The following is a 25412-nucleotide window of genomic DNA, read 5'->3' as shown; positions in this document are numbered from 1 at the left end:
GACGAGCTGTTCGTCGAGCGAGGGGATCGGGAATGGCCGCGGGGTTCGACGTCGAATATGACGTGCTGAGCTCGGCCGCCACGTCGATCCGGCGTGTCGTCGAGAACGGCACGGCGCAGACCCAGTGCTTCGCCTGGGGCGACGGCTACGGGCACGCGAGCCTGTCGCAGGCGATCGAACTGTTCGTCTCGGACGTCGACCTGGCCGTCGACTCGCACGCGGCACGCACCACGACGCTGGCTACCGACCTCGACGACCAGCTTGAGGACTACCAGAGCGCCGACGCCGCGACCGACGCACGGCTCCAGAGCCTGGCCGGCCGCCTTTCCCCCGGGGTCGCCGGGACGGCCTCCGTGCTGGTCCCGACCAGGGCACCGGCGACGGCCCCCGTCTTCCCGTTTCGGTCGGGGTCCCGCTGATGGCGGCTGCGCTGGGCAGCACCACCGACGCGCTCGAACTGATCCCCGGCCGACCGGCGGCCGTGTACGCCGACGCCGACAACCTGCGCCGCCGCGCCAGACAGCTCGAGGACGCCGCCGACGACCTGGCCCGCGTGCGTACCCCCGGCTGGGAGGGCGCCCAGGCCGACCGATTCTGCGATGCGCTCGCCACCCGGCCCAAGGGATGGCGCAAGACCGCCGACGCGCTGGACGAGGCCGCGACGGCCCTGACGAGGTACGCCGACGTCCTCACCGCCGCTCAAGGCGACGCCGCACACGCCATCGAGCTGTGGACCAAGGGTGAGCACCTGACCGCCGCAGCCAAGCACGGACACTCCCTCGCCGTCGACGCCTACAACCGCACCCTCACCAGGGGCTTCATCGCCACACGACCTCCCGCATTCGTCGACACCGGAGCGCACGCACGGCAAGAAGCGCTCGACGTGCTCGACCATGCACGCTCCTCGGTGAAGCGTGCCGGTGACGATGCCGCCGACACGCTCGCGGGCATCGAGGTCAGCGACACACCAGTGGTCCGCACGCACACCGAGACCCAAGGGCGCACCGACTCCGGTCAGGTCTCCATGGCGCCGATCGTCTCGATCGACCCCAAGACCGGGAAGGTTACGTTCAAGGCGGGCAAGTTCGAGGGAGAGACGCTCGCGGGGTCGGCCACGGCCTCCGTGACGGCGGTGGACGGCCATCAGTTCGCCACCGCACAGGCCTCCGCACAGGCCGGCTTCAAGAGCGAGGGTGAGGTCAGCGCCGAAGACGGGCAGCTGCGCGCCAAGGTGTCCGCCACCGGTGGGCTGTTCGGCGACGCCTCGGCCAGCATCGGCAACCAGTACGCCACCGTGAACGCGAACGCGAGCGCGATGGTCGGCGGGGCGGCAGAGGCGGGCGTTGGGATCGGCAAGGAAGGGGTCGACGCCGAAGCCGGGGCCTTCCTCGGTGCGAAGGGCCACGTCGGCGGCGGGGTCCAGATGGGTGGCCTCGGCGCGAACGTGGGCGCCGAGGGCTGGCTGGGCGCCGGCGCGGAAGCGAAGTTCAAGGCCGGAATGAACGAGGACGGCAGCTGGAGCGCCAAGTCGAGCGCCGGCGCGTCATTCCCCGTCGGGGGTTCACTCTCGTCGGCGTTCACCGTCGCCGCAGAGGACGTCGGCGACTTCCTCCACGACGCCGTGGGCTCCCTGACGGTGTGGACGGCAACGAGATGACCGTCCGACCAACCGCCGCCTGGGCGTACCGCTCCGGTAGCCTCCGCTCGGATCGGCACAGAGGGACAGGCCGGTAGCGATCGTTTTCGGCCCTAGCCATGTCCAGCTCACTGGGGCAGCCACTGCCCGCAACCGTCGCTGTAGAGCGCGTGGTCGGTCGGAGCGATGGTTACTACGACCTGGTCGGCCGCGACGACGAAGTCGTTGTCGATGGGTCCGCAACTGGTCAGCGTTCGGATGGTTGCGGCACAGCATGAGCATCGCCTCGAGCGCGCCGACCTGCGTGTCGCTCAGGTTGCCATGGTGATGGAGGGCTGGTCGGGGTCCACCCTGGTGCACATCGCGTAGAGGGTGCCCAGGCTGTTGCGATCCGTGTACCCCGATCGCGCGAACGCGGCTTCGTCGAGCGGGGTGTACGGGCCGGTGTGGTGTCCTGACTCAGGACCCTCTTGACGCTTCCGTCTCACGACCTGCTTGACACATCGCCTGGAAGACGGAGGTTTCGGCGGTGCGCGGCCGCCGTTGCTCGATGCTATGGGGCGGGGGTGAGCGCGGCTCGAACGATCTCCTGGTGTGGTGCGTCGTTCGAGGCCAGGACGAACCCGGGCTCGATCAGGCGCCACCATCCGCCGCCCGTCGGGGTGACGATGACGGTGCCGCAAAGCGTATTCCGGTCGACGTGGTGGGTTGCGGCGACCTCGTCGACCAGGAGCCCGTAGCCCATCGCCCGGTCGTGCTGGATCTTGGACGTGGTCCGCGCGCCATGGGCCGCTCGCCCCAACTCTCGGCATGCGCGTTGGAGCGCGGGAGCGTGAGCGAGCCCCGCGAACTCGTCGCCGATCGAACCAACGGCCGCCCAGCGGGCCTGATTCGTCACCGCCCATTGCTTCCATTCCTCGCCGAAGTCACCGCCGGGCGGCGGGTTGTGGCGTTGGGCGAGCCGGGCGGCCAGGAGTGCCCGCCACCAGTCCAGCCAGTCGCCCCCGACCCCGTCGAGGTCCTCGCCATCGAGCACATGTGAGGACGGCGGCGGCACGTTCAGGGGAGGAGGAACGTCGTCGGCCTCGACCACGATGCCGGTGGCGTCACGGATCCACAGGGCGGCGCTGAGAAATGGGTCGTCGCCAAGCTCAAGACTCCAGGACGGCCCGGACGCGATCCGCATGGCCTGAGTGTCTCGCGCCATGAGCGCAGACCGAACCCTGCCTACGCCCTACGCGGGCGTTGCCCCTTGAGGCTGCGCACGGCGTGGTCGTTGGTCCGTCTCACGATCGTGGTGTCTCGGTCGGGCAGATCGATCGCGAGCGTCGTCTGGGAGGCGCGGACGGTCACCGTCGTGCCGGCGTTGATCCGCCCGAGGGCCACCTTCTGCCCGGCCTCGACGATCACGCCGGTGGCCGAAGCTCGCCGTTGCACGGTGACCGGCTCCATCGCGGGGCGGGGCCGTTCGCCTGCGTGCGCGCCTCGTGCTTCGAGTCGATGGAACGCTCGACCCAGCGATCGACGACGCCTCCTGCGGCTCCGCGAGCGGGCGGCGTGGCGGCCGGTACCGTGGGCGACGGAGCGCACCTCCCCCGCTGTGCTCCCGGGAGTGGGGATGGCGTGGCGGGCCCGCTGATCTCGACGAAACTACGCGTCCCGAGGTTGCGACGTGACCTGGTCGCACGCCCTCGGCTCCTCGAGCGAGTCCGCCGGGGCGCGGACTCGAGGGTGACCCTGGTGTCCGCCCCGGCGGGGTTCGGCAAGTCGACGCTCGTGACCGAGTGGCTCGCCGGCGATCCCGCCGACGGGCGCTCCCTCGCGTGGCTCTCCCTCGACGCCGCCGACAACGACGCCGCGACGTTCTGGCGGTACGTCGTCACGGCGTTCCAGGGTGCGCTGGGCGGTGCGGGCTCCGGTGCGCTGGAGCTGATCGGCTCGTCTCCCCTGCCGACCGACCTCGTGCTCACCACGCTCCTCAACGAGCTCGCGGCGGCACCGGGCGACGTGTGGCTGGTCCTCGACGACTTCCACCTGGTGGACAGCCCGGAGATCAGCCACGCGATGACCTCACTGCTCACGCACCTGCCGCCCCACGTGCACGTCGTGCTCAGCACCCGTGCCGATCCCGACCTGCCGCTGGCTCGGTGGCGGGCGCACGGCGAGCTGGTCGAGATCCGTGCCGCCGACCTGCGGTTCACGCTGGACGAGGCGGCCGAGTACCTCAACACGGTCACCGGGCTGCACCTCACGGCCCGCGACGTCGAGGTCCTGGAGGAACGCACAGAGGGGTGGATCGCGGCACTGCAGCTCGCAGCGCTCTCGATCCGGGGGCGGGCGGACGTCGGTGGGTTCATCGCCCAGTTCGCCGGTACCGACCGTTACCTCGTCGACTACCTCGTCGAGGAGGTCCTCGCGCAGCAGGAGCAAGCGGTGCGCGAGTTCCTGCTGCGCACCGCCGTCCTCGACCGGCTCACCGGGACGCTGTGTGACGCCGTCGTCGGCGGTGACGACGGCCGCGACATGCTCACGACGCTGGAGCGCGCCAACCTCTTCCTCGTCGCCCTCGACGACCAGCGGGAGTGGTTCCGCTACCACCACCTGTTCGCCGACGTGCTGCGAGCACGTCTGCTCGCCGAGCAGCCGGACCTCGTCCCCCTTCTGCACCAGCGCGCCAGCCGCTGGTACGAGGCGCACGACCTGGCCGACGAGGCGGTCCGGCACGCACTGGCCGCGCGTGACGTCGTCCGCGCCGCGTTCCTCATGGAGCTCGCCGTGCCGGCGATCCGGCGCGACCGCCGCGAGGCGACGTTGCTCTCCTGGCTGGAGGAGCTGCCCGACGACGTCGTCCGGCGCAGCCCGGTCCTCGGCGTCTTCTACGGCTACATGCTCATGGTCTCCGGCGACCTCGACGGGTTCGAGCTGCGGCTCGACGACGCGGAACGCACCCTTGCCGCCGCCCCGGCCGGGTCGGATCCGCGATGGGCGCAGACTGAGGAGCTCCGCACGCTGCCGGCGACCGTCGCCGTCTACCGGGCGTCGATCGCGCAGGCGCGCGGCGATCTGGCCGGGACGGCGGAGCACGCTCGTCGGGCACTCGCGCTCGCCGGCCCCGACGACCATCTCGCACGAGGCGGCGCGGCCGGGTTCCTCGGCCTCGTGGCGTGGGCGCAGGGTGACGTCTCGAGCGCCCTGACGACGTTCGCGCAGGCGGTGTCCAGCCTGCACGCGAGCAGCAACCTCGTCGACGAGCTGAGCAGCACGGTGGTGCTGGCCGACATGTGGCGCGCGGCAGGTCGCCCCAGCACGGCTCGGCGGCTCTGCCTGCGTGCGCTGCAGGTCAGCGAGGCGCACGGCGGGTCGGTCGTGCGGGCGACGCCCGACGTGCACGTCGGTCTCAGCGAGCTCGAGCACGAGGTCGGCGACCTCGCGGCCGCGAGAGCGCACCTCGAGCGCGCCGCCGCACTCGGCGAGGGTGCGGCGATGACCGAGGGCCGGTACCGGTGGTTCGCCGCGATGGCGCGCGTCGCCGACGCCGAGGGCGACCCGCACGAGGCCCTCAGGCTCCTGGACACCGCGGAGCGCCTGTACCGACCCGGGTTCGTCCCGGACCTGCGCCCTGTCGCCGCGGCGCGAGCCCGGATCTGGATCGCCCACGGCATGCTCGCGGAGGCCGCCGCCTGGGCCCGCGAACGAGGCGTGTCCGCCACGGACGAGGCGACCTACCTGCATGAGTTCGACCTCCTCACCCTGGCGAGACTCCTCATCGCCCGTCACCGCGGGCAGCCGGACTCCGACGCGCTCGACGAGGTGCTGGACCTGGTGTCCCGGCTGCACGAGGCCGCCGACGCCTCGGGACGAGCGGGGAGCCTCGTCGAGATCCGGATGCTGTCCGCCCTCGCGCACCACGCGCGCGGGGATCGGGTGCAGGCGCTCGAGGCCCTGCGGCACTCCTGGGCCGGGGCGCCCGAGCCCGCGGCCTACGCGCGGCTCTACCTGGACGAGGGCGAGCCCATGCGTGAGCTGCTGCGTGCAGCCGGCACGGACGGACCCGCCCGTGAGCACGCACGTCGCCTGCTCGGTCTCGACACCGCAGCCGACCCCGGGTCCGGCCGGACGCGGGCGACGCTCGGCCCTCCGCCGGCTGAGCAGCTGAGCGATCGGGAGCTCCAGGTCCTGAGGCTGCTCGACAGCGACCTGACCGGTCCGCAGATCGCCCGCGAGCTGTTCGTCACGCTCAACACCCTGCGCAGCCACACGAAGCGGATCTTCACCAAGCTCGACGTCACCACTCGCCGGGCGGCGGTGCGCCGCGCGCGCGAACGTGGTCTGACGTAGCCGGGTCGGCCGCGGGTCTCACATCGTCGTTCACATGAGGTGGTGATGCCCGGCCACCTCACCCGTCCCTAGCGTTCGAGACATCCCGCCGCGCCCCGCCCGGGACAGCGAACCAGGAGCCGGACATGACCATCACCACGACCACCCTCAGCCGCGCCGCGGGCGCCGCCGCCGTCGTCGGAGGGCTGCTGTACATCGGGGTGCAGATCAACCACCCGCACCTTGACCTCGACCTCGTCTCCACGACCGAGTGGAAGGTGCGCCAGTCGATGAAGGTGGGCTTCGCCACCCTCTCGCTCGCCGGCATCACGGGCATGTACCTGCGTCAGGTGAGGCGCACCGGGGTGCTCGGCCTGATCGGGTACGTCGTGCTCGCGCTGGGCTTCATCTTCATGGTGAGCGTCGAGGTCACCGGTGCGGTCGTCATGCCCGCCATTGCCCACAGCTCACCCGGCTTCGTCAGCGACGTCCTCGCCGTGGCGGTTCCCGGCGGGCACGCCGCCGGCGACATCGGCCTGATGGGAGCGCTCATCAACCTCGACGGCGTGCTCTACCTGGCCGGCGGGCTCCTCTTCGGCATCGCCCTGTTCCGCGCCCACGTCCTCGCCCGGTGGGCCGCCGCGCTCCTCGCCCTCGGCGCCGTCGCCACGCTCGCCATCCCTGCGCTGCCGCAGGTCAACTTCCGGCTGTTCGCCATCCCCACCGGCGTCGCCCTGGTCGGCCTCGGCTGCTCCCTGTGGCGCGACCAGCGCACCCCGGCCGCGCTGCCCCCGGCGGAGGCGAGGAGCCCTCTCCTCGACACTGACAGCCGCCGGGCAACCAGCGCCGCCGCGGAGGTCCGGTCGTCATGACCCGCTCCGCCGCCCGGCGGGCGCCCGCGCGCTACCGGCTCCGGGTCTCCGGCCATCTGGACCAGAGCTGGTCGCACTGGTTCGGCGACCTCGTCGTGACCTGGGACGACGACGCGACGACGAGCCTCACCGGGGTCGTCACCGACCAGGCCGAGCTGCACGGGCTGCTCACCAGGATCCGCGACCTCGGCGTCACCCTCCTGTCGGTCGAGGCCGTCGACGAGGATCCCCGCCACTGAGTCCACACCCCCTGCGGACATCACCCCGACCCACGAGCCACGAAGGGGCGACACCGCCCACCCGGGCGGTGTCGCCCCTCCGGCGTCGGTATCAGGCGGGCCGAGCGTGACTCCACTCACAAGACACACGACACGACACCGGACGTCGACTCCGTGCTCGACGGCGGCCTGGGGGGGAACAGCAGTGGACAACGACGACGCGATGGGGACGGACCCGTTCTCGGGCCTGACCGACCTGGCCGGCACGACGACGACCGTCGTCGGGGGCAGCCGCCGAGACGAGGACGAGGTGACCGCGACGGTCCGCCAGATCGTCGCGGACGTGCTGCGGATCCCCGCGGACACGATCTCGCCCGACTCGGCACTCACCGACCTGCCGTACGTGGAGTCGATCAAGCTGCTGCGGATCGCGGGCAAGCTCGAGCGCACGTTCGGGATCGAGATCGAGAACGAGGCCCTGTTCCGCAAGGGCACCATGCAGGACCTGGCGCGGGAGATCCTCGCGGCGCGAGAGCGATGACCGTGGAGCCCGTGCTGCCGCTCGACGTCACGACGCTGGGCGACCTGTTCGAGCTCGCGGCCGTCCGGCACCCCGCCGGGAGGGTGGGTGACGCGTTCGACGAGGAGACCCTCAGCTTCCAGGAGCTGGCCGGCGACCAGCGTGACGTCGCCGGGAACCTGCTCGCGGCGGGGGTCGCGCCGGGCGCCCTCGTCGCCGTGCTCGTCGCCTCCGCGGTGGACCTGGTGCGCGCCACGGGCGGGATCGCCGTCGCGGGCGCGGTCATGGTCCCGCTGGCGGTGCCGGTGACGTCCGGCGGGGCTCACCTCGCCCGGCTGCGGCACGTGGTCGCGGCCAGCGGGGCGCGGTACGCCGTCGTGTCGGACCAGCTCGCCGCGACGGTCGCGGCCGTCCTGCCGGGCGTGGAGACGATGCCGCTCGCGGCCCTCCTGCGGCCGGCGGGGACGTACCGGTCGCCGGCGGTGGACCCCGACGACCTGGCCGTGGTCCAGTTCACCTCCGGGAGCACGTCGGCGCCGCAGGGCGTCACGCTGACGCACCGGAACGTCCTCGCGGGACTTCGCGCGCTCCACCACGGGACCGGCCTGACCGAGGCCGACGTGGTCTGCCACTGGCTGCCGCTGTCGCACGACATGGGCCTGTTCTCGACGCTGGCGGCGGTGGGGGCCGGTGCCGACGTCCGGACGACCTCGCCGCAGGCCTTCATCAAGCGTCCGACCGAGTGGCTCCGGAGGTTCTGCGAGCTCGGCGCGACGCTCTCGGTCAGCCCCAACTTCGGCTACAAGTACCTCATCGACACGGTCCCTGCGGAGACCGTGGGCGAGTACGACCTGTCGGCGGTGCGCGGGCTGCTCAACGGCGCGGAGCCGATCGACGCAGAGCTCGCCGCCTCGTTCGCGCGGCACTTCGCCCCCAGCGGTCTCACGCCCCATGCCATGACGCCCTGCTACGGGCTGGCCGAGGCCACCCTCGCCGTCACCATCGCCGAGGTCGAGGCACCGATGACGGTCGACTGGGTCGACCGGGAGGTGCTGACCGGCGCAGGGCAGGCGATCCCGGCCGACCCCGGAGCCGCCGCGGCGCGAGGCGTCGTCAGCTGCGGCGCCCCTGTGCCGGGCATCGAGGTCCGGGTCACCGAGGGCGGTCGCCCGCTCGGCGAACGAGCCGTCGGCTCCATCGAGATCCGCGGCGAGGCTGTGACCCGGGGGTACTACGGGGAGTCGACGCCGCACGTCCAGGACGACGGCTGGTGCCCGACCGGGGACCTCGGCTACGTCGCGGACGGCAGCCTCCACGTCACGGGGCGCAGCAAGGAGATGCTCATCGTCGGCGGGCGGAACCACTACCCGCAGGACGTCGAGGCGGCCGTGCGGGAGGTCGAGGGTCTCCACCAGGGACGTGCCGTCGCCGTGGTGCTCCCGGCCGAGCCCGGGCGGGGCCGGCCGGAGCGGATCGCCGTGCTGGCCGAGGTGGGCCACCCGGCGCCGTCCGTCGGCAGCACCGTGTCCGGCATCCGCGGCGCTGCCGCGCAGCAGCTGGACGGCACCGGCGTCGACGTCGTGCTCCTGCGCCGAGGGGCCCTGCTGCGCACCACCAGCGGGAAGTTCCAGCGCCTGCACATGCGCCACCGGCTCCTCGAAGGGACGTTGGACGGCGTCGTGGTCCACGTCCCCGTGGACGAGCCGGTCCCCGCCGTGCACGGAGGCTGAGCCGTGCTGCCCTGGGGCACCGCCGACGACCTCGAGGCGTTCCTCGGCGACCCCCTGCGCCCGTCGGGCCCGCTGACCTACGCGCAGGCGGTGGCGGACGACAAGGACGAGGCGTTCCCGCGGACGTCTCTCGACGCGCTGCAGGACTGGGGGTACCCGGCCCACCAGGTGCCGGAGGCGCTCGGCGGACGGCTGGCGTCGCTGGAGGAGCTCGCCGCCCTCAGCCGGGTCCTCGCCCGCCGGGACCCCGCCGTGGCCGTCGTCGCGAACTCCCCCGTGGCCGCCGCGATGCCGGTGTGGCTCGGCGGGTCACCCGAGCAGCGCGACGCGGTCGCCCGGGCGGTGCTCGACGGCCGGTACGTGGCGCTGGGGCTGACCGAGGAGCAGCACGGCGCGGACCTCGTGGCCGGCGAGGTCACGGCGCGCCGGACCGGGGACGTCTACGTGGTCGACGGCGTGAAGTGGCTGATCAACAACGTGCGGCTCGCACGGTTCCTCTGCCTGCTGGTGCGTGAGCCCGAGCGCTCCGGACTGCGCTCCCTGACGCTCCTGCTCGTGGACCTCGACGCGCTGGCACCGTCGAGCTACGAGCTCCTGCCCAAGATCCGCACCCACGGCCTCTGCGGCGCGGACGTCGCCGGGATCCGCCTGCGCGGCGCCGTCGTCCCCGTCTCGGCATCCGTCGGCAGACCCGGACGGGGGCTCGAGCTCGTCGCGCGATCGCTGACGGTGACGCGCACGCTCGTCCCGGCTCTGAGCCTCGGCGCCCTGGAGACGGCGCTGCGGTGCACGGTCGACTTCCTGCAGGACCGCCGCCTCTACGGCGGCACGGCCGTCGACATCCCGTTCGTGCAGGAGGAGCTCGCGGCCGCCTACCTCGACCTGACCGTGGCCGACACCGTCGCCCGGTGCTGCGTCCGGGTGATGCAGGTGCTCCCCGAGCTCGGGCCCGTCTCCTCCGCGGTGGCCAAGTTCGTCGTCCCGCACGTCGTGGAGGCCCGGATGCGCCGCCTGAGCACGCTGCTCGGCGCGCGGTACTTCCTGCGCGAGGGCCACTGGTCCGGGATCTTCGAGAAGCTCCTGCGTGACGCGCGGCTGTTCAGCCTCTTCGACGGCAGCGAGCCGGTGGTGCTGAGCGCGCTCGCCGCGCAGCTGCCCTGCCTGCAGGAGGACGTCGACCCCCGCTGCGCAGACGGCGTCTTCCGGGGCGGCCACGCCGCGTGCGGACCGCTGGCCGACCTCCGCTTCGAGACCGTGGCCGACGCGGACCCGGTGACGGCGGGGCTGCAGGACGTGCGGACCACCCTCCTGCGCGCCCACCCGGACGACCCGGACCTCGCCACCGCCCTCGACCTGCTGCGCACCGAGAGCGACGACCTGCGGACGCAGGCCGGCACCGGACTGGACCCTCGGTCGGAGCTCGGGCAGCGGCAGGCGGAGCGCTACGCGCGGCTCTTCGCAGCGGTGTGCGTCGCGCGGGAGTGGCAGGCGTCGGTGGACGCGTGCGGTGACGCCGTCCCGGTCTCCTGGCTCACGGCCGGGCTCCTGGCGCTGCTGCGGCCCGGTGAGCGGATGCCGCGCTCGACCGCGGAGCAGATGTTCGCCGCGCTGATGATCGAGCACCCGGCGCCGCCGGCGCGCGCCGGGTCCCGCGGTGAGGGGAGAACCCTGTGCCCGCAGCAGTGACCCGCCGTCCCACAGCAGCCGCCCACCTGGACCGCGCACTGGGCGCCCCCCTGGACGAGCGCCTGGCGGGCTCCTTCCGTGCGAGCGTCGACGCCGACCGGCAGGAACGGTTCCCCCACGAGCTCTGCCAGGAGGCCCTGGACTGGGGCATGGCGGAGCACCTGATCCCCCAGGAGCAGGGCGGCAGCCTCCGCTCGCTCGAGGAGTGCTTCGCACTGTCCCGGACCCTGTCCCGCCGGGACCTCACGGCGACCGTCGCGCTCGGTGCGAACCTGCTGGCCGGCCTTCCCGTGTGGCTCGCCGGCACGGCCGAGCAGAAGGACACCCTGGCCGGCCTGCTGCGCGGGGGCCGCTTCCTGTCGTTCGCGCTCAGCGAGGAGGAGCACGGCTCGGACGTGCTCGAGACCGGTGTCACCGCCCGGAGGACGGCGAGCGGCTGGCGCGTCGACGGCACCAAGTGGTCGATCAACAACGCCGGCCACGCCTCGGGTGCCACGGTGACCGCCCGGACCGGGGACGGCGTCCGCGGCCTGACGCTCTTCCTCCTGACGCGGGACCGCGCGGGCGCCGGGCAGTGGGCGCCGCTGCCGAAGCTGCGCACGCACGGGCTGCGCGGGTCCGCATTCGGTGGCATCGCGTTCTCCGAGCTCGAGGCGAGGGACGCGGACGTCGTCGGCAGGCCGGGGCAGGGGCTGGAGATCCTGCTCCACACGCTCCAGGTCACGCGGGTGCTCGTCGCGAGCTTCGCCCTGGGCGCGCTCGACACGTGCCTGGCGGCGGCGGGCTCGTTCGCCCGTTCCCGGCGGCTGTACGACGCCCCGATCGCGGAGCTGGAGCCCGTCGCGCGCCGGCTCTCCGACGCCTACGCGGAGCTGCAGGTGGGTGAGGCCCTCGCGCAGGCGGCGTGCCGCGTCGCCCAGGTGCGCCCCGAGCAGCTCCCGTTGATGTCGGCCTGCGTGAAGTACCTGGTGCCGCGGCTGGCGAACGACAGCATCGAGTCGCTGAGCGTCGTCCTGGGAGCCCGGTCCTACCTCGCCGGTGGGCTCTGGCACGGCATCGTCGAGAAGATGCGCCGCGACTGCGCGGTGACCGCCCTGTTCGACGGCTCCGCGCCGGTCAACCTCGGCGTGATCGCCGACCACCTGCCGGCGCTGGCGCACGCCCGTGCCTGCGACGAGGTGGACGACCTGCCCGCGGCCGTCTTCGCCGCGTCGGCAGACGACCTGCCGTGGCTCGACGACGACGACCTCGAGCTCGTCACCGCCTCCGACGCGGTCCACCCGGGACTCGCCGCGACGCGGGAGGCGCTGCGCCGCGACGGGCACCCCGTCGCGCACCGCGGGGAGCTGCTGGACCTGGTGGTGTGGTGCGAGGCCGAGACGGCGCGCGTGGACGACGAGGTCCGCCGGTCGGCGGGGAGCGCCGCCTGGCGTCGCGGCGGGGCTGCCTACGACCTCGCCGCCCGCTACAGCCACCTGCACGCGGCGGCGGCCTGCGCCTCCCGCTGGCTGGCACGGCGCGAGGAGTCGACCGACCCGTTCGTCACGAGCGGTGCGTGGCTCGTCCTGTGCCTGCGACGCCTCGTCGGGCGGCTGCGTCCGGGGCCCGCACCCGTCGACGACGTGGACCGGGCCGCCCTGGCGCGGCTCGGCGAGACACCCGGTCCGGAGCAGTGGTCGGACCACGACGCGCTACGCGAGGATGGAGGCAGGGGGACGTGAGCATGACCCAGGATGCATCGGCGACCCAGTCGCTGGAGGTCGTCTTCGCGGACGGCAGCACGACGGAGCTGACCGTGTTCCCGAGCGGCGGTCCGTCGGACCCCGTGGTGCTGTGCCTGCCCGCGATGGGCGTCAGGGCCGGCTACTACGAGCTGCTGGCCGACGTGCTCGCCGAGGCGGGGTTCAACGCGGTGCTGGCCGACCTGCGCGGGACCGGGGGGAGCTCGGTCCGGGCCGGGCGGCGGGTGTCCTTCGGGTACGCGGAGCTGCTCGAGCTGGAGCTCCCGGCCATCACGGACGCCGTGTGCCGACGCTTCGGCGTCGACCAGGTGATCGTGCTGGGGCACAGCCTCGGCGGCCAGCTCGGCCTGCTGTTCGCGGCCACCTCCACCCGGGTGAGCCAGGTGGTCCTCGTCGCCAGCGGCTCGGCCTGGTACCGCAAGGCGGGAGCACGGTCCGTCGGGCGCTTCCTGGGCCTGCAGCTGCTCTTCGCGACGACGGTGCTGTGGGGGTACCTCCCCGCCTGGTTCCCGTTCGCCGGCCGGGAGGCCCGGGGCGTCGTCCGGGACTGGGGCGTCGAGTCCATGACGGGCCGCTACCGCGTCCGTCGCAGCACCGTGGACTACGAGAAGGCGCTCGCGCAGTCCGCGGTCCCGGCGATGTTCGTGGCGTTCCCCGGGGACAAGTACGTCCCGGCACCCGCCATGCGGCACCTGGCCGACAAGCTCCGGACCGCCCCGGTGACATGGCTCGAGATCCCGCCCTCGGACCTGGGGCTCACCACGACCCACCACTTCCGGTGGGTGTTCCGACCGCAGGCGATCGTGCGAGCCGCGGCGCAGTTCGTCCGCACGGCACGCACGACCGACGACCCCGGAGACCGGTGATGGACGACCTCACGACCGCCTCGGACCTCGACCTCATCGAGATGGACGACGTCTACTCCCCGGAGTACACCCGGCACATCGAGACGCTGCGGCACGAGGCCGCCCTGGTGCTCTCCCGGATCGCGATGGAGCACGTGTTCGCCGACGGCGAGGCACGGCACGACCCGCAGGCGGCACCACCTCGCAGCCCGGCAGAGCGGCAGCCGTTCTTCTTCCGCAAGCGGCTGATCGAGTACCTGGACGACCGAGGCGACCTCGTGCGCGCGGGCGACCTCTACCGGCCGACGCCCGCGCTCGTCGAACGGGCGGGCACGTCCGAGGAGGACTACTTCGGCGGACCGGCCGACAGCCCCACGCTGGAGGCCATGAAGAGCATCGAGAGCGTCGCCGGCGGGATCCTGCAGGGCAAGGACGGCCTCGCGCTGATGGAGGAGAGCCTCGGCGAGGCGCAGACCTGGCGCCTGTGGAGCTACCTCATGCTGGACGCACCCCCGAAGCAGGCGTGCAACACCCTCGTCGCGCGGACGCTCGACCGACGCCTCCGCAGAGGCGAACCCACCGTCGTCTTCGAGGGGGGCGCCGGGCTCGGCGCCACCCTGCGGTACGCCCTGCGGATCGACGGGTTCCGCGAGCGCGCCGCCCAGCACCTGAGCCTCTACGGTTTCACCGACATCAGCCGGCCCCTCATGCGTCAGGCCGAGGACCTGCTGAGGCGCGAGGCGCCCGAGCTGCTCTCCGTGACGAGCTTCGACCGCGTCGACCTGGACCAGCTGGACGAGTACGACGACCTGCCGTACCTGCAGACCGGGTCCACGGACCTCATCGTCTTCGAGAGCGTCCTGCACGACGTCGAGCGGCTCCACGACGTCCTGCGCTCCTGCCACCGGATCCTCAAGCCGGGCGGATGGCTCGTGTTCACGCTGGGGAACCGGCACCGCCCTGGGCTGTTCTTCCCCTGCGAGCTCCTCCAGACCTCCCTGCACAGCTACCACCGGGCCGAGCTGGACCCGCCGCGCCGCGTGAACGTCGGCTACCTGTCCGTCGAGGAGTGGTCGCTCTCGCTCGTGGACGCCGGCTTCCCGGACTTCCGGGTCTTCCCCGACCCGACGCTGCGTGAGACGTGGCCTTACGGCGGCATCGTCGCGCAGCGGCCGTCCTGAGCCGCGTGTATCAGGGGCGCCCGGCGCCCCCTCCTCCAGGTGCAGCACTGCTCCGGTCACCCACGACCGGGGCGGCTCGTCGCCTCATCGTGGCCGCAGGACGGGAGAACCGAATGTCATCGCCCGCACGTGCAGAGACTCTCGAGGAGCGTGCGCCGCTCACCCCGGCGGACGAGGTCCCGTTCGTCAACATCCTCGACCCGTCGTTCCGGGCCGACTCGCCGCTGGTCGCCGAGGCGCAGGAGGCGAGCTGGTACGCCCAGACCCCGCTCGGGCCGGCGGTGCTCCGGCACGCCGAGGCCGCGGCCCTGCTGCGCGACCGCCGGGTTCGGCCCGGAAGCCCGGAGATCCTGGGGCGGCAGGGCGTCACGGACGGTCCGGCGGCACGCTGGTGGCTGGACACCCTGCTCAACAACATGGAAGCCCCCGACCACACCAGGCTGCGGCGGCTCGTGACCGGCGTCTTCAACTCGCGCCGGGTGGAGGAGATGGTCCCGGCCTTCCGACGTCGCGCGCACGAGCTGCTCGACGCCGTGGCGGACGACGGCCGGTGCGACTTCCTCCCCGCGTTCGGCGACCCCTATCCCCTGCAGGCCGTGTGCGAGGTCCTCGACGTCCCGGACAGCGTGCGGCCCTCGCTGGCCGGCTGGGCCCGCGATCTCGGGCACATCTTCACGCTCGGCGTCCCGGCCTTCCTGCCGAGGATCGAGGCCGCGCTCGCCGGCCTGCGTGAGGGTGTCGACGAGCTCGTCGCGATCCGGCGCCGCGAGCCCGGCGACGACCTCGTCAGCGCCCTGCTGCAGGCCGGCGACGTCGGCGACCGGCTCTCCGCCGAGGAGGCGCGCGACCTGGTCGTCGAGCTGCTCTTCGCCGCGACCACCACGACCCGCAACCAGATCGCCCGGGCCATGGTGCTCTTCGCCGAGAACCCCGAGACGTGGGACCTGCTGCGGCGCTCTCCGGAGCTGGCCTCGAACGCCGTCGAGGAGGTGATGCGCCTGGTCCCGACGATGCCTGCGATCAGCCGCATCACCAAGGAGGACATCGAGGTCAACGGCACCGTGCTGCCGGCCGGCACCTTCTTCTTCGTCGTCGTCGCGGCCGCCAACAGGGATCCGCGGGTCTTCCAGCCGGTCGGGCTCGACATCACGGTTCCCCGGGCGGCGCAGCTCACCTTCGGCGGTGGCCCGCACCACTGCCTCGGGTCGTGGCTGGCGCGCATCCAGATGCGCGAGGCGTTCGCGATCATGGCCGCGCGGATGCCGGGGCTGCGGATCGACGGCGAGCCGGTGTGGCGCCCCGCGGCCGGGCTCTACGGTCCGGACCACCTGCCGCTCGCGTGGGACGCACAGCCGTCGACGGCGTGAGGCGTGGCACGACGAGTGCCTCGGTAGACTTTCGGCCCCGAGTGTCGGGGGCGAACCGAGGCGGCGCGCGCCGGCGCCTTCGGCGGGCCGGTGACGACCGCGCCGCGGCGTGGACACCAGAGGACGGCATGACACGACCTGAACCGCCGACGGCTCTCCGCGGCGAGCTCGACTCCGAGCGGCAGTACCTGGCGGAAGCACGGGATGCCCTGCGGCGCATGCGCGAACAGGCCGAGAAGCTGCTGGACGTGGGCGCCGGAGTCGGGGGCGACGCCTACGCGGCCGAGCGGCTCGGTTTCACGCTGACCCGGCGCGTCGCGCAGCTGTCGGACCAGGCCGACACCCCGCTCTTCTTCGGCCGGCTCGATCTCACGGACGCGTCGGACGACGGCTCCACCCGGTACTACATCGGTCGTCGGCACGTCACCGACGACGCGAGCCACCCGCTGGTGCTCGACTGGCGGGCACCCGTGTCGAGGGCGTTCTACCGCGCGAGCACCCGGGAACCTCTCGGCGTCGCGGTCCGGCGCCGGTTCGGCTCGTCCGGCGGAGAGCTGACGAGCTTCGAGGACGACCACCTCGACCGCGGGCAGGAGGCCGGCGCATCGAGCCGCATCCTCACGGACGAGATCGAGCGCCCTCGCGTCGGCCCGATGCGGGACATCGTCGCGACGATCCAGCCCGAGCAGGACGAGCTCGTGCGCGCCGACCTCTCGGTCTCGTTGTGCGTGCAAGGGGGGCCTGGGACCGGCAAGACCGCGGTCGGCCTGCACCGCGCGGCCTACCTGCTCTTCACGCACCGGCACCGGCTCGAGCGCGGTGGCGTCCTCGTCGTCGGGCCGAACCGCGCCCTCATCCAGTTCGTGAGCAGCGTCCTGCCGGCGCTCGGCGAGCTCGACGTCGAGCAGATCAGCATCGGTGAGCTGTACCCGGTCGACGCACGGCACATCGACGAGCCGGCCGTCGACGTGCTGAAGCACGACGTCCGCATGGCTGCCCTCCTGCACCGCGCGCTCTGGCGCCAGGTCGTCCCGGCTCAGGCGCCGGTGACCGTCACGCACGGCTCCTCCCGTTTCACCCTCGGCCCGGACGCTCTGGATCGTGTGGTCGACGAGGTGACGCAGTCGTCGCCCACGTACGCCACGGGTCGCGACCGGCTCCGCGCGCGAGTCGTGAGCCGGCTGCAGCGGCAGATCGAGCTGCGTCACGCGGACGCCCCCAGCGAGTCCTGGTTCCGCTCGACGAGCCGAAGCCGACCGGTGACGCGATTCCTCGACGCCGTCTGGCCGGCGGTCACTCCCGAGGAGCTCGTGCACCGGCTCCTGTCCGACCGTGCGCTGCTCGCCGAGTCGGCCGACGGGATCCTGACCGAAGCGGAGCAGGACCTGCTGCACCGGCCGCAGCGGGCGCGCTCGTACCGTGCCGCTCGCTGGAGCACGAGTGACGCGTACCTGCTGGACGAGGTGGCGGGGCTCATCGACCGGCCACGGCGCTACACCCACATCGTCGTGGACGAGGCTCAGGACCTGTCGCCGATGCAGTGCCGGGCGCTCGCGCGGCGCAGCACGCACGGATCGCTGACCGTGCTGGGCGACCTCGCGCAGGGCACGACTCCGTGGGCCACCCGCAGCTGGGCCGAGACGGCCACCCACCTCGGCCGACCCGACGCGGCGGTGGTTCCCCTGACGACCGGGTTCCGCGTCCCGTCCGTCCTGATGGACTTCGCGAACCAGCTCGTCCCCACGCTCGACCTCGACGTCCCCGTCGCCACGTCGCTGCGCCACGACGGCTCGCTGCGGGTACGTCGCGTCGCCGACCTCGTCGCGGCCGCCGTCGAGGAGTGCCGCGCCGCGCTCGCGCGGGAGGGCTCGGTCGGGCTCGTCGCGCCCGACTCGCTCGTGGACGACGCCGCGCAAGCCCTGTCACGGGCGGGGCTCGCGTGGGGCGCCCCCGAGGACGTGACGGTCCACCGCCTCACCCTCGTGCCCGCCACGGTCGTGAAAGGACTGGAGTTCGACACCGTGGTCGCCCTGGAGCCGGCGCGCATCGTGGCGGAGGAGCCACGAGGCCTGAACCGCCTGTACGTCGTCCTCACACGCGCGGTCTCCGACCTGGTCGTCCTCCACGAGGACCCCCTCCCCAGCGAGCTCCGGACGACGCCCGACGCATCGTCAGCGCCAGGGGCGGCGGCGCAGGAGCCGGCCAGGTAGGCACCTCACCGGACGATCGGAATTGTGCTGCCAGCGATCTCGTGAGGCTCAGCGGGGCGCCGACGTCGTGGTGCACGAGTCACCCAGCGCTCGGCGTGCACGTGGTCACGGCGAGAGGCCTGTAGGCCACCTGCAGGTGCGCCTCTGCACGTTCTGTCGCACGCTCCGTGGTCACACTCCCCGACCGGTCGAGCACGACCGTTCCGCCGCTCTCCGCCGTGCACCCCTGCGACGCGACGCCGGGGCTCCATCGTGCCCTTTCGGCCCTTCAGGCGTGCGCCGCTGCGCCGTAGCGTCGGAACGCGGCCTGCTTCACCGGCCGGAACGACGGTGGAGCACGGACGCGACGCCGCTGGAAGTGAGCAAGTCAACTCGAACGCCTTGCCACCGAGCGGTCTCCGACCCGTCCCGCGGGGCACCAGGGCCCCCGGATGAGGCAAGGGCAAGAGATGCAGAGGTGAACCGTGACCGCATATCCACGGCCCGACTTTCGCGTCGTCGACGTTCCGAAGTCGGTAGTCATCACCCAGGCGATCGGGACCGCACTCGCACTGGGTGCATTAACGCCGGCGATCCGTACCTGCTGGGTGTTCGCCGTTCGCATCGGCCTTTCACTCGCGGCCACAATTGCACTGCGGCAGGGAATGGGCCTTGGGTACCAGATTCTGATCGTGGCGCTGGGCGTGATCTTCTTCACCTTCTTGGAAGTTGCTCTGCTCGGAATCGCTCGCAAGCCTCGCGTAGCCCAAGCGGTAGCGGGACGTCAGACTTTCGAGGGAATAACGCTTCTCCCGTTGCACATGTTTCGGTTCCTGCTGCGCTGTGTCGAAGGCCTTCGCCTCGAGTTCGACACCGAAGGTCAGGCGCTCGTGTCGACGATGGGTGAATCCACAGAGTTCGTTGTCGAACAGAACCTCAAGCGCCAGTACGTCCAGAAATTTGACGCTGACAGTTGGCCGGACGCTTGGGCGCAGATCCGCAGCGCCAAGGTGGGCGGCACCACATTCACCGCAGCCATGCGTTCGGGCATTTTGGGCACAATATATTTCGCCGTGCGCATGGCGAGCGAAGTCTCGGCCCAGCTTGTTGCCACGTACTTCGCGATCGGCTCGTACTTCTTGAGCCTCGCGATCTTGGAAGGTGATCCGCTGAGGCTGCTCCAGGTGACGCTCGTGTGCGGGCTCGGTGTCGCCGCGTTCTGCTTCGTCGCATTCACTGTGGGGATGCGACGAATTACCGTCGTCGACCCGGAGATCAGTGGACAGATCGTGCTTCCGAGCGAGCGCCTCTTCCTGACTCCCGAATCGCTCGACCATCGGGACCTCAACATGGAAGCGTTCCGCGAGACCAGGGCATACGAACTGCTCACAGCCAATGCCGGGCGGACCTTCATGCCGTCCGTGAAGACCCGGCCGATCTACATCGCAAGCGTCAGAAACCTGACGGTTCGCTACTGCGTCAGCGCATCGATCGCAGTTGTCCTCATCACTGGAACGGCACTGTTGGTGCAGTGGCCGCTCGCGACGCTCTGGTCTGCTTGGACGGACGCCCAAGTCACCTCCTGGACGGCACAGATGCTCGTCGGCTTTGTGGCCCTACCGGTGGCCCTGACGCTGAGCGTGCTGCTCGGCTTCTGGATCGTCAGCCAGTTCAACCGGTTCATCGCGATCATCGTCGGCGCTGTCCTGACTGCGGTCGTGCCTACCGTGTTGGCGTACGCCGTGGGGATCGAGTCAGCCGAGAAGGTGGGACTCTCGGCCCTCGCAGCCGCTGCGGTGGGCTGCGTGCCATTGGCGGTCGCCGAACTTCTCAAGAAGCAACCTGGAGCAGCGACTCCGAGGGAGGTCACCTGACCGCTCGGCAGGGGCGAAAAGGTACGCGCCTGGACGGGGAACCTCCCGCCTTGTCCGCACAGAGGCTCACTGACGCGCTCCCGTGGCTCTGGGCACACCCGCGGGCCGACTACGCCGAACCGGTCAACTTCGAGTGAATCGTGACCGTTTCGACCGGTTCGGCACGGATCGCGCACGTACCTTCGGCCCGGGCTTCACCAGGAGTCCGACGCGCGTGCCCGAAAGCAGGTCTGATGCACCCCGCCACCACCGCGACGCCTGAGCGTGCCGCTCCGGCGCGACCCGACGAGCTGCCCGTCCGGGAGACGACGGACCGGCCGGAGCCCGACGCGGTGACGAACCCCGAGCAGGACGGCGACGACGGCCCTCCCGTGACGACGAGACGGCGTGTCGTCGAGGCGGTCCTGCTCTGCCTCGCCTTCGTCTACGTCCCGCTGGCCCTGTGGCGGATCGTGGAGATCACGACCCGGCCGTGACCTCCGCACGCGGAGCCGGCTGACCCCTCGTCCGGGTGCGTCGCCCGGACTTCGGGCGTACAACGGTGCGATGTTCGACGAAGGACAGCTCTACAGCCCCGTCACCGCGGACGAGGACGGCAGCGTCACGGTGCACCTCGCGGACGACCACCCGGGCGCGAAGGACGAGGAGTACCGCCGCCGTCGGGTCGAGATCGCCGCCCCCGCGCTGGCGTGGCAGCCCGGCGAGCCGGTGCCGCGCGTCGAGTACACGGACTCCGAGAACGAGATCTGGCGGACGGTGTGCCGTGAGCTCGCGCCGAAGCACGAGCGGCTCGCGATCCGCGGCTTCCTGGAGGGCAAGGAGGCGCTCGGCCTCCCCACCGACCACGTCCCGCAGCTCGACGAGGTGAGCGCGGGCCTGGGGCCGCTGAGCGGCTTCCGCCTGCACCCGGCCGCCGGGCTCGTGCCGCTGGACGTGTTCTACGGGTCGCTCGCGGACGGGGTGTTCCACTCGACGCAGTACCTGCGACACGCGTCGCAGCCGCTCTACACGCCGGAGCCGGACATCATCCACGAGGTCGTCGGGCACTGCAACCTGCTCGCGAACCCGGCGATCGCGCAGGTCAAGCGCCGTGCCGGGGAGGCCGCGCGGCGGTGCGAGACCCCGGAGGGCCTGCAGTACGTGGCGGACGTCTTCTGGTTCACGATCGAGTTCGGCGTCATGCACGAGGACGGCGAGCTGCGTGCGTACGGAGCCGGGCTGCTCTCGTCGTACGGCGAGATCGAGGAGTTCCGCGGGGCCGAGATCCGGCCGGTGGACTTCCACCAGATGGCGACGCTGGCGTACGACATCAGCCACTACCAGCCGATCCTGTTCGCGTGCGACGGCATGGGTGAGCTGACCGACCGGGTGGCCGGCTTCTTCGCCGACTTCGACGACGACACGCCCGCCCGGCTCGCGCACGAGGCGGCCTAGCGTCGACGTCAGCCGACGGGTTGTCCGGCCCGCACGAGCAGGTGCTGGCGGAGGAACGCCGCGAGCTCGTCCGTGGCGTCGAGCGGCAGGACGGCCGCGACGTACTGGTCGGGCCGCACGACGACGACGCACCCGGCGCGGTCGACGCCGCGGAGCTCGAAGATGTCGGCGGCCGGGTCGGTGGCGAAGACCTTCTCGTGGTCGACGAGCCCGAACGGCCCGGTGCGCGGCAGGAAGATCGCCGGCACCGCGGCGATGTCGACGTCGACGTGGCGCTGCTGGTAGACGACCTTGACGTCGAGCACGCTGTCGCTCTGCTCCCCCTCGCGCGTGTGGGCGAGCACCGGGGAGTCCGGCGCTCCGGCCATCCACTGGGCCCATGAGGTCAGTGCGGACCGCTCCCCCGCCGGGGCGCGGTCGGCGAACGCGTACACGCGCCACCGGCCGTCCGCCCGGTGCTGGTGGCCGAGGTGCAGGGGGTTCGCGTCGGCGACCCGGACGACGGGCGCGGACTTGAACCGCTTGCCGACCGGGAACCCGGTGGCGAGCGCCTGGTGGGTCGACTCCGCGACGAGCATCGAGGGCGGGTACTGCGTCATGAACCCGAACAGGAACTCGGTGGTGCGCACGTAGAAGTCCGCGAGCTCGCCGGGGTCGTCGAGCTCGTCGGGCCGCTTCGCCATGAGCGACGACCACTGCCGGTCGAAGTCGATGAGGTTCTGCGCGATGACCTGGCGTTCCTTCGAGTACGTGGCCAGGAGGCTCTCCGGGCTGCGTCCGGTCAGCACGTAGCCGAGCTTCCAGCCGAGGTTGAACCCGTCCTGCATCGACACGTTCATGCCCTGGCCGGCCTTGGCGCTGTGGGTGTGGCAGGCGTCGCCCTCGATGAAGACGCGCGGGGTGCGCGTGCCGACCTGGTCGGCGGGGACGTCGTCGAACCGGTCGGTGACGCGGTGGCCGACCTCGTAGACGCTGTGCCAGGCGACGTCCTTCACGTCCAGCGAGTACGGGTGCAGGATCGCGTTCGCGTGCGCGATGATCTGCTCGACCGTCGTGCTGCGCACCGCGCCGTGGGTCTCCGGGCGGACCTCGCCGAGGTCGACGTACATGCGGAACAGGTGGCCGCCCTCGCGCGGGATGAGCAGGATGCTGCCGCCGGAGCCGGACTGGATCGCGCACTTGAGGCGGATGTCGGGGAAGTCGGTCACGGCGAGGACGTCCATGACGCCCCACGCGTGGGACGCGTCGGCCCCCAGCCGGGTGCAGCCGATGGCCCGACGGACCCCGCTGTGCGCGCCGTCGGCGCCGACGACGTACTTCGCCCGGACGACCTTCTCGGTCCCGGCGCCCTCGCCGGACGTCCGGACGAGGTGGACGGTGACGGGGTGCGACCCGTCGGTGGCGATCGTCAGGTCACGGAACTCGTAGCCGTAGTCCGGCCGCATCCGGGTCGGGGCGTTCGCCATGAACTCGGCGAAGTAGTCGAGCACGCGGGCCTGGTTGACGATGAGGTGCGGGAACTCGGTGATGCCCGACGGGTCGTCCGGGGGCCGCTCGCCGCGCACGATCCGTGACGGGTCGGCGGGGTCCGGGTGCCAGAAGCACATCTCGGTGATGCGGTACGCCTCCTCGGCGATCCGGCCCGCGAAGCCGAACGCCTGGAACGTCTCGACGCTGCGCGCCTGGATCCCGTCCGCCTGGCCGATCGCCAGCCGGCCCGCGCGACGGTCGACGATCCGGGTGGTGACGTCGGGGAACTGCGAGAGCTGGGCGGCGGTGATCATGCCCGCCGGACCGGTGCCGACGATCAGGACGTCGACCTCGTCGGGAAGCTCCTCAGGCCGGTCGAGGCCGACCCCGGCGGCGGGCTGGACGCGGGGGTCTCCCGAGACGTAGCCGTGGTGGTGGAACTGCATCGGACGACTCCTCGGACGGCGCTGTCGAGGCGATGGTGCGGGGCCCGCAGGTCCTGCGAACCCCCCTCGAGCGGATCGTATACGGTCGGGATAGGCTGCCGCCGCGTGGCCCCCGGCCGCACCCGGCAGCGTCGCCCGGTGCACGTCCGCCGGCCGCGCACGGCCCGTCCCGACGCTCGACGTGGAGGTCTGCTGGTGCCCTCGGTCTCCGCGCACGCCGCCGTCACCCTCGCCGCCCACGTCGACCACGTGTTCGGCGTCATGGGCAACGGCAACGCGTACTTCCTCGACGCGCTCGCCCGGCAGACGTCCGCGACGTTCACCGCGGTGCGCCACGAGTCCGGCGCGGTCGTCGCCGCCGACGCCTTCCACCGGGCGTCGGGTCGCCTCGCTGCAGCGACGACCACGTACGGCGCCGGCTTCACGAACACCCTCACCGCGCTCGCCGAGGCCGTGCAGGCGCACGTCCCCCTGGTGCTCGTCGTCGGCGACGAGCCGACGTCCGGGCCGCGCCCGTGGGACGTGGACCAGATCGCGATGGCGTCGGCCGTCGGCGCCCGCACGTACACCGTGGGACGGGCGGACGCCGCCGCGACCACGCTCATCGCCGTCGAGCACGCCCTGACCTACCGCGTGCCGACCGTGCTCGCGATCCCGTACGACGTCGCCACCGTCGACGCCGGCCCGGTGCCGACGGTGCCCCCACCTCGCCTCCCCGAGCCGCTCGCCCCGCGCGGCCCGTTCGCCGAGGCGAGCGTGCGCGACGTCGCGTCCGCCCTCTCCCGCGCACACCGGCCGCTCCTGCTCGCGGGCCGGGGCGCGTGGCTGTCCGGCGCCGGCACCGTGCTCGGTGCGATCGCCGACGCGACGGGGGCCCTCACCGTGACCACGGCGCTCGGTCGAGGGGTGTTCCCCCGGCCCGAGTTCGACCTGGGCGTGGCCGGCGGGTTCGGCGCCGAGGGGGCGATGGCGCTCGTGCGGCAGGCCGACGTCGCCGTCGTCGTGGGCGCCTCGCTCAACCAGTTCACGATGCGGTTCGGCGAGCTGTTCGCGCCCGGCACCCGGGTGTACCAGGTGGACGTCGCACCGGCGGCGACCCACCCGCACGTCGGCGGGTACGTGCGCGGGGACGCGGCGACGGTCGCGGCCGCCGTCCTCGCCGGGATCGACCGGGCCACGCCCAGCGGCTGGCGCGAGTCCGTCGACGTCAACGCCGCGCGACGGTACGAGCCCGGCGCGGCCACGGCCCCCGACGGGCGGCTCGACCCCCGGTCAGCGGCCGCGCGCATCGCCGAGCTGCTGCCCGCCGACCGGGTCGTCGTCTCCGACGGCGGCCACTTCATCGCCTGGGCGAACATGTACTGGCCGGTGGCCTCGCCGGACCGCATGATCATGGTCGGCACCGCGTTCCAGGCGATCGGGCTCGGCTTCTCGAGCGTCCTCGGCGCCGCCCTCGCCCGGCCGGACTCCACGGTGGTGCTCACCACCGGCGACGGCGGGGGGCTCATGGCACTCGCCGACCTCGAGTCGGCCGTGCGCGTGGCGCGCGGCCGCGGGCTCGCGGTCGTCTGGAACGACTCCGCGTACGGCGCCGAGATCCACGTCTATGGACGCAAGGGCCTCACCCGTGAGCCGATGCTCATCCCCGGCGTCGACTTCGCCGGCCTCGCCTCGGCCGTGGGCGCGCACGGGGTCGCCGTCCGCTCGCTCGACGACCTCGACGAGCTCGCAAGCTGGGCGGCGCGCCCCGCGGCGGAGCGACCGTTCCTGCTGCTGGACCTCACCGTGTCCCCCGCCGTCGTCGCGCCCTACCAGGAGGAGATCGTCCGGGCGAACAGCTGACCGATCACATACGATTTCGGATACGACAGACGACGGCGAGGGA

General features: G+C 72.4%; 20 protein-coding genes. 17 read left to right on the top strand and 3 right to left on the bottom strand.

Translation table 11 applies throughout. The features are described from left to right. The first annotated feature begins 32 nt into the window (after positions 1-32). Complete coding sequence (locus Cch01nite_RS09340; RefSeq protein WP_203751791.1) at positions 33-419, top strand: hypothetical protein; 387 nt, start codon at positions 33-35, stop codon at positions 417-419. After that, positions 419-1657 (top strand): putative T7SS-secreted protein, encoded by a 1239-nt coding sequence (locus Cch01nite_RS09335; RefSeq protein WP_203751789.1) that lies wholly within the window; start codon positions 419-421, stop codon positions 1655-1657. Before Cch01nite_RS09340 ends, Cch01nite_RS09335 begins: the two co-directional genes overlap by 1 nt. 532 nt (positions 1658-2189) lie before the next feature. On the opposite strand, the gene Cch01nite_RS09330 is transcribed toward Cch01nite_RS09335, so the two are convergent. Together Cch01nite_RS09330 and Cch01nite_RS09325 are read right to left on the bottom strand one after the other, a co-directional pair. Further along, positions 2190-2822, bottom strand: coding sequence for a hypothetical protein (locus Cch01nite_RS09330; protein ID WP_203751787.1), 633 nt, complete (start codon positions 2820-2822; stop codon positions 2190-2192). Between the two features lie 41 nt (positions 2823-2863). Next, on the bottom strand, positions 2864-3088 hold the full coding sequence (locus tag Cch01nite_RS09325) for a hypothetical protein (protein ID WP_203751785.1): 225 nt from the start codon (positions 3086-3088) through the stop codon (positions 2864-2866). 288 nt (positions 3089-3376) lie between these two features. Here Cch01nite_RS09325 and Cch01nite_RS09320 point away from each other — a divergent pair, with 288 nt between their 5' ends. The 14 genes from Cch01nite_RS09320 to Cch01nite_RS09255 all read left to right on the top strand — a co-directional run bounded on the left by Cch01nite_RS09320 (position 3377) and on the right by Cch01nite_RS09255 (position 21611). Then, positions 3377-5974, top strand: coding sequence for a winged helix-turn-helix domain-containing protein (locus Cch01nite_RS09320; RefSeq protein ID WP_239070161.1), 2598 nt, complete (start codon positions 3377-3379; stop codon positions 5972-5974). A 125-nt stretch (positions 5975-6099) separates the two neighbouring features. Then, complete coding sequence (locus Cch01nite_RS09315; RefSeq protein ID WP_203751781.1) at positions 6100-6825, top strand: hypothetical protein; 726 nt, start codon at positions 6100-6102, stop codon at positions 6823-6825. Next, positions 6822-7064, top strand: a complete 243-nt coding sequence (locus tag Cch01nite_RS09310; RefSeq protein WP_203751779.1) for a DUF8691 family protein — start codon at positions 6822-6824, stop codon at positions 7062-7064. The genes Cch01nite_RS09315 and Cch01nite_RS09310 overlap by 4 nt, the downstream gene beginning before the upstream one ends. Positions 7065-7248: 184 nt before the next feature. Further along, positions 7249-7584, top strand: a complete 336-nt coding sequence (locus Cch01nite_RS09305) for an acyl carrier protein (protein WP_203751776.1) — start codon at positions 7249-7251, stop codon at positions 7582-7584. Beyond that, a complete protein-coding gene (locus Cch01nite_RS09300) occupies positions 7581-9293 on the top strand; it encodes an AMP-binding protein (protein WP_203751772.1) in 1713 nt (570 codons plus the stop codon). The genes Cch01nite_RS09305 and Cch01nite_RS09300 overlap by 4 nt, the downstream gene beginning before the upstream one ends. A 3-nt stretch (positions 9294-9296) precedes the next feature. Beyond that, a complete protein-coding gene (locus Cch01nite_RS09295) occupies positions 9297-10979 on the top strand; it encodes an acyl-CoA dehydrogenase family protein (protein ID WP_203751769.1) in 1683 nt (560 codons plus the stop codon). Then, positions 10964-12700, top strand: a complete 1737-nt coding sequence (locus tag Cch01nite_RS09290; RefSeq protein ID WP_203751766.1) for an acyl-CoA dehydrogenase family protein — start codon at positions 10964-10966, stop codon at positions 12698-12700. The genes Cch01nite_RS09295 and Cch01nite_RS09290 overlap by 16 nt, the downstream gene beginning before the upstream one ends. 2 nt (positions 12701-12702) lie before the next feature. Next, positions 12703-13587 carry an alpha/beta hydrolase family protein gene (locus Cch01nite_RS09285; protein WP_203751763.1) on the top strand — a complete coding sequence of 295 codons (885 nt, stop codon included), beginning with the start codon at positions 12703-12705 and terminating at the stop codon, positions 13585-13587. Then, positions 13587-14747, top strand: coding sequence for a class I SAM-dependent methyltransferase (locus Cch01nite_RS09280; protein WP_203751760.1), 1161 nt, complete (start codon positions 13587-13589; stop codon positions 14745-14747). Before Cch01nite_RS09285 ends, Cch01nite_RS09280 begins: the two co-directional genes overlap by 1 nt. Before the next feature lie 113 nt (positions 14748-14860). After that, positions 14861-16114 (top strand): cytochrome P450, encoded by a 1254-nt coding sequence (locus Cch01nite_RS09275; RefSeq protein ID WP_203751758.1) that lies wholly within the window; start codon positions 14861-14863, stop codon positions 16112-16114. A 128-nt stretch (positions 16115-16242) separates the two neighbouring features. Continuing rightward, positions 16243-18324: a HelD family protein gene (locus tag Cch01nite_RS09270; protein ID WP_203751756.1), complete on the top strand. Its 2082-nt coding sequence runs from the start codon at positions 16243-16245 to the stop codon at positions 18322-18324. 464 nt (positions 18325-18788) lie between these two features. Beyond that, positions 18789-20177, top strand: coding sequence for a hypothetical protein (locus Cch01nite_RS09265; protein WP_203751754.1), 1389 nt, complete (start codon positions 18789-18791; stop codon positions 20175-20177). Positions 20178-20410: 233 nt separating this feature from the next. Beyond that, the gene (locus tag Cch01nite_RS09260; RefSeq protein ID WP_203751752.1) at positions 20411-20653 is read left to right on the top strand and encodes a hypothetical protein; all 243 of its coding nucleotides are present in this window, start codon (positions 20411-20413) and stop codon (positions 20651-20653) included. Positions 20654-20723: 70 nt separating this feature from the next. Continuing rightward, positions 20724-21611 carry a phenylalanine 4-monooxygenase gene (locus Cch01nite_RS09255; protein WP_203751750.1) on the top strand — a complete coding sequence of 296 codons (888 nt, stop codon included), beginning with the start codon at positions 20724-20726 and terminating at the stop codon, positions 21609-21611. A gap of 8 nt (positions 21612-21619) precedes the next feature. On the opposite strand, the gene Cch01nite_RS09250 is transcribed toward Cch01nite_RS09255, so the two are convergent. Then, positions 21620-23527 (bottom strand): FAD-binding monooxygenase, encoded by a 1908-nt coding sequence (locus Cch01nite_RS09250; RefSeq protein WP_203751748.1) that lies wholly within the window; start codon positions 23525-23527, stop codon positions 21620-21622. Positions 23528-23722: 195 nt separating this feature from the next. Between Cch01nite_RS09250 and Cch01nite_RS09245 the strand changes: the two genes are divergently transcribed. Beyond that, positions 23723-25369 carry a thiamine pyrophosphate-binding protein gene (locus Cch01nite_RS09245; RefSeq protein WP_203751745.1) on the top strand — a complete coding sequence of 549 codons (1647 nt, stop codon included), beginning with the start codon at positions 23723-23725 and terminating at the stop codon, positions 25367-25369. Positions 25370-25412: the final 43 nt, after the last annotated feature.

The sequence above is a fragment of the Cellulomonas chitinilytica genome (genome assembly GCF_016862675.1).
Taxonomy (GTDB): domain Bacteria; phylum Actinomycetota; class Actinomycetes; order Actinomycetales; family Cellulomonadaceae; genus Cellulomonas; species Cellulomonas chitinilytica.
Note: the sequence above shows the minus strand (reverse complement) of the source record. Positions and strands in the feature narration are given on the sequence as shown.

Bases quoted from the DNA above. Each gene is read 5' to 3' on its own strand.
- Cch01nite_RS09260 (WP_203751752.1), top strand. From the start codon at position 20,411: ATGCACCCCGCCACCACCGCGACGCCTGAGCGTGCCGCTCCGGCGCGA.
- Cch01nite_RS09250 (WP_203751748.1), bottom strand. From the start codon at position 23,527: ATGCAGTTCCACCACCACGGCTACGTCTCGGGAGACCCCCGCGTCCAG.
- Cch01nite_RS09325 (WP_203751785.1), bottom strand. From the start codon at position 3,088: ATGGAGCCGGTCACCGTGCAACGGCGAGCTTCGGCCACCGGCGTGATC.
- Cch01nite_RS09270 (WP_203751756.1), top strand. From the start codon at position 16,243: ATGACACGACCTGAACCGCCGACGGCTCTCCGCGGCGAGCTCGACTCC.
- Cch01nite_RS09300 (WP_203751772.1), top strand. From the start codon at position 7,581: ATGACCGTGGAGCCCGTGCTGCCGCTCGACGTCACGACGCTGGGCGAC.
- Cch01nite_RS09275 (WP_203751758.1), top strand. From the start codon at position 14,861: ATGTCATCGCCCGCACGTGCAGAGACTCTCGAGGAGCGTGCGCCGCTC.
- Cch01nite_RS09280 (WP_203751760.1), top strand. From the start codon at position 13,587: ATGGACGACCTCACGACCGCCTCGGACCTCGACCTCATCGAGATGGAC.
- Cch01nite_RS09285 (WP_203751763.1), top strand. From the start codon at position 12,703: ATGACCCAGGATGCATCGGCGACCCAGTCGCTGGAGGTCGTCTTCGCG.
- Cch01nite_RS09310 (WP_203751779.1), top strand. From the start codon at position 6,822: ATGACCCGCTCCGCCGCCCGGCGGGCGCCCGCGCGCTACCGGCTCCGG.
- Cch01nite_RS09330 (WP_203751787.1), bottom strand. From the start codon at position 2,822: ATGCGGATCGCGTCCGGGCCGTCCTGGAGTCTTGAGCTTGGCGACGAC.
- Cch01nite_RS09255 (WP_203751750.1), top strand. From the start codon at position 20,724: ATGTTCGACGAAGGACAGCTCTACAGCCCCGTCACCGCGGACGAGGAC.
- Cch01nite_RS09315 (WP_203751781.1), top strand. From the start codon at position 6,100: ATGACCATCACCACGACCACCCTCAGCCGCGCCGCGGGCGCCGCCGCC.
- Cch01nite_RS09340 (WP_203751791.1), top strand. From the start codon at position 33: ATGGCCGCGGGGTTCGACGTCGAATATGACGTGCTGAGCTCGGCCGCC.
- Cch01nite_RS09335 (WP_203751789.1), top strand. From the start codon at position 419: ATGGCGGCTGCGCTGGGCAGCACCACCGACGCGCTCGAACTGATCCCC.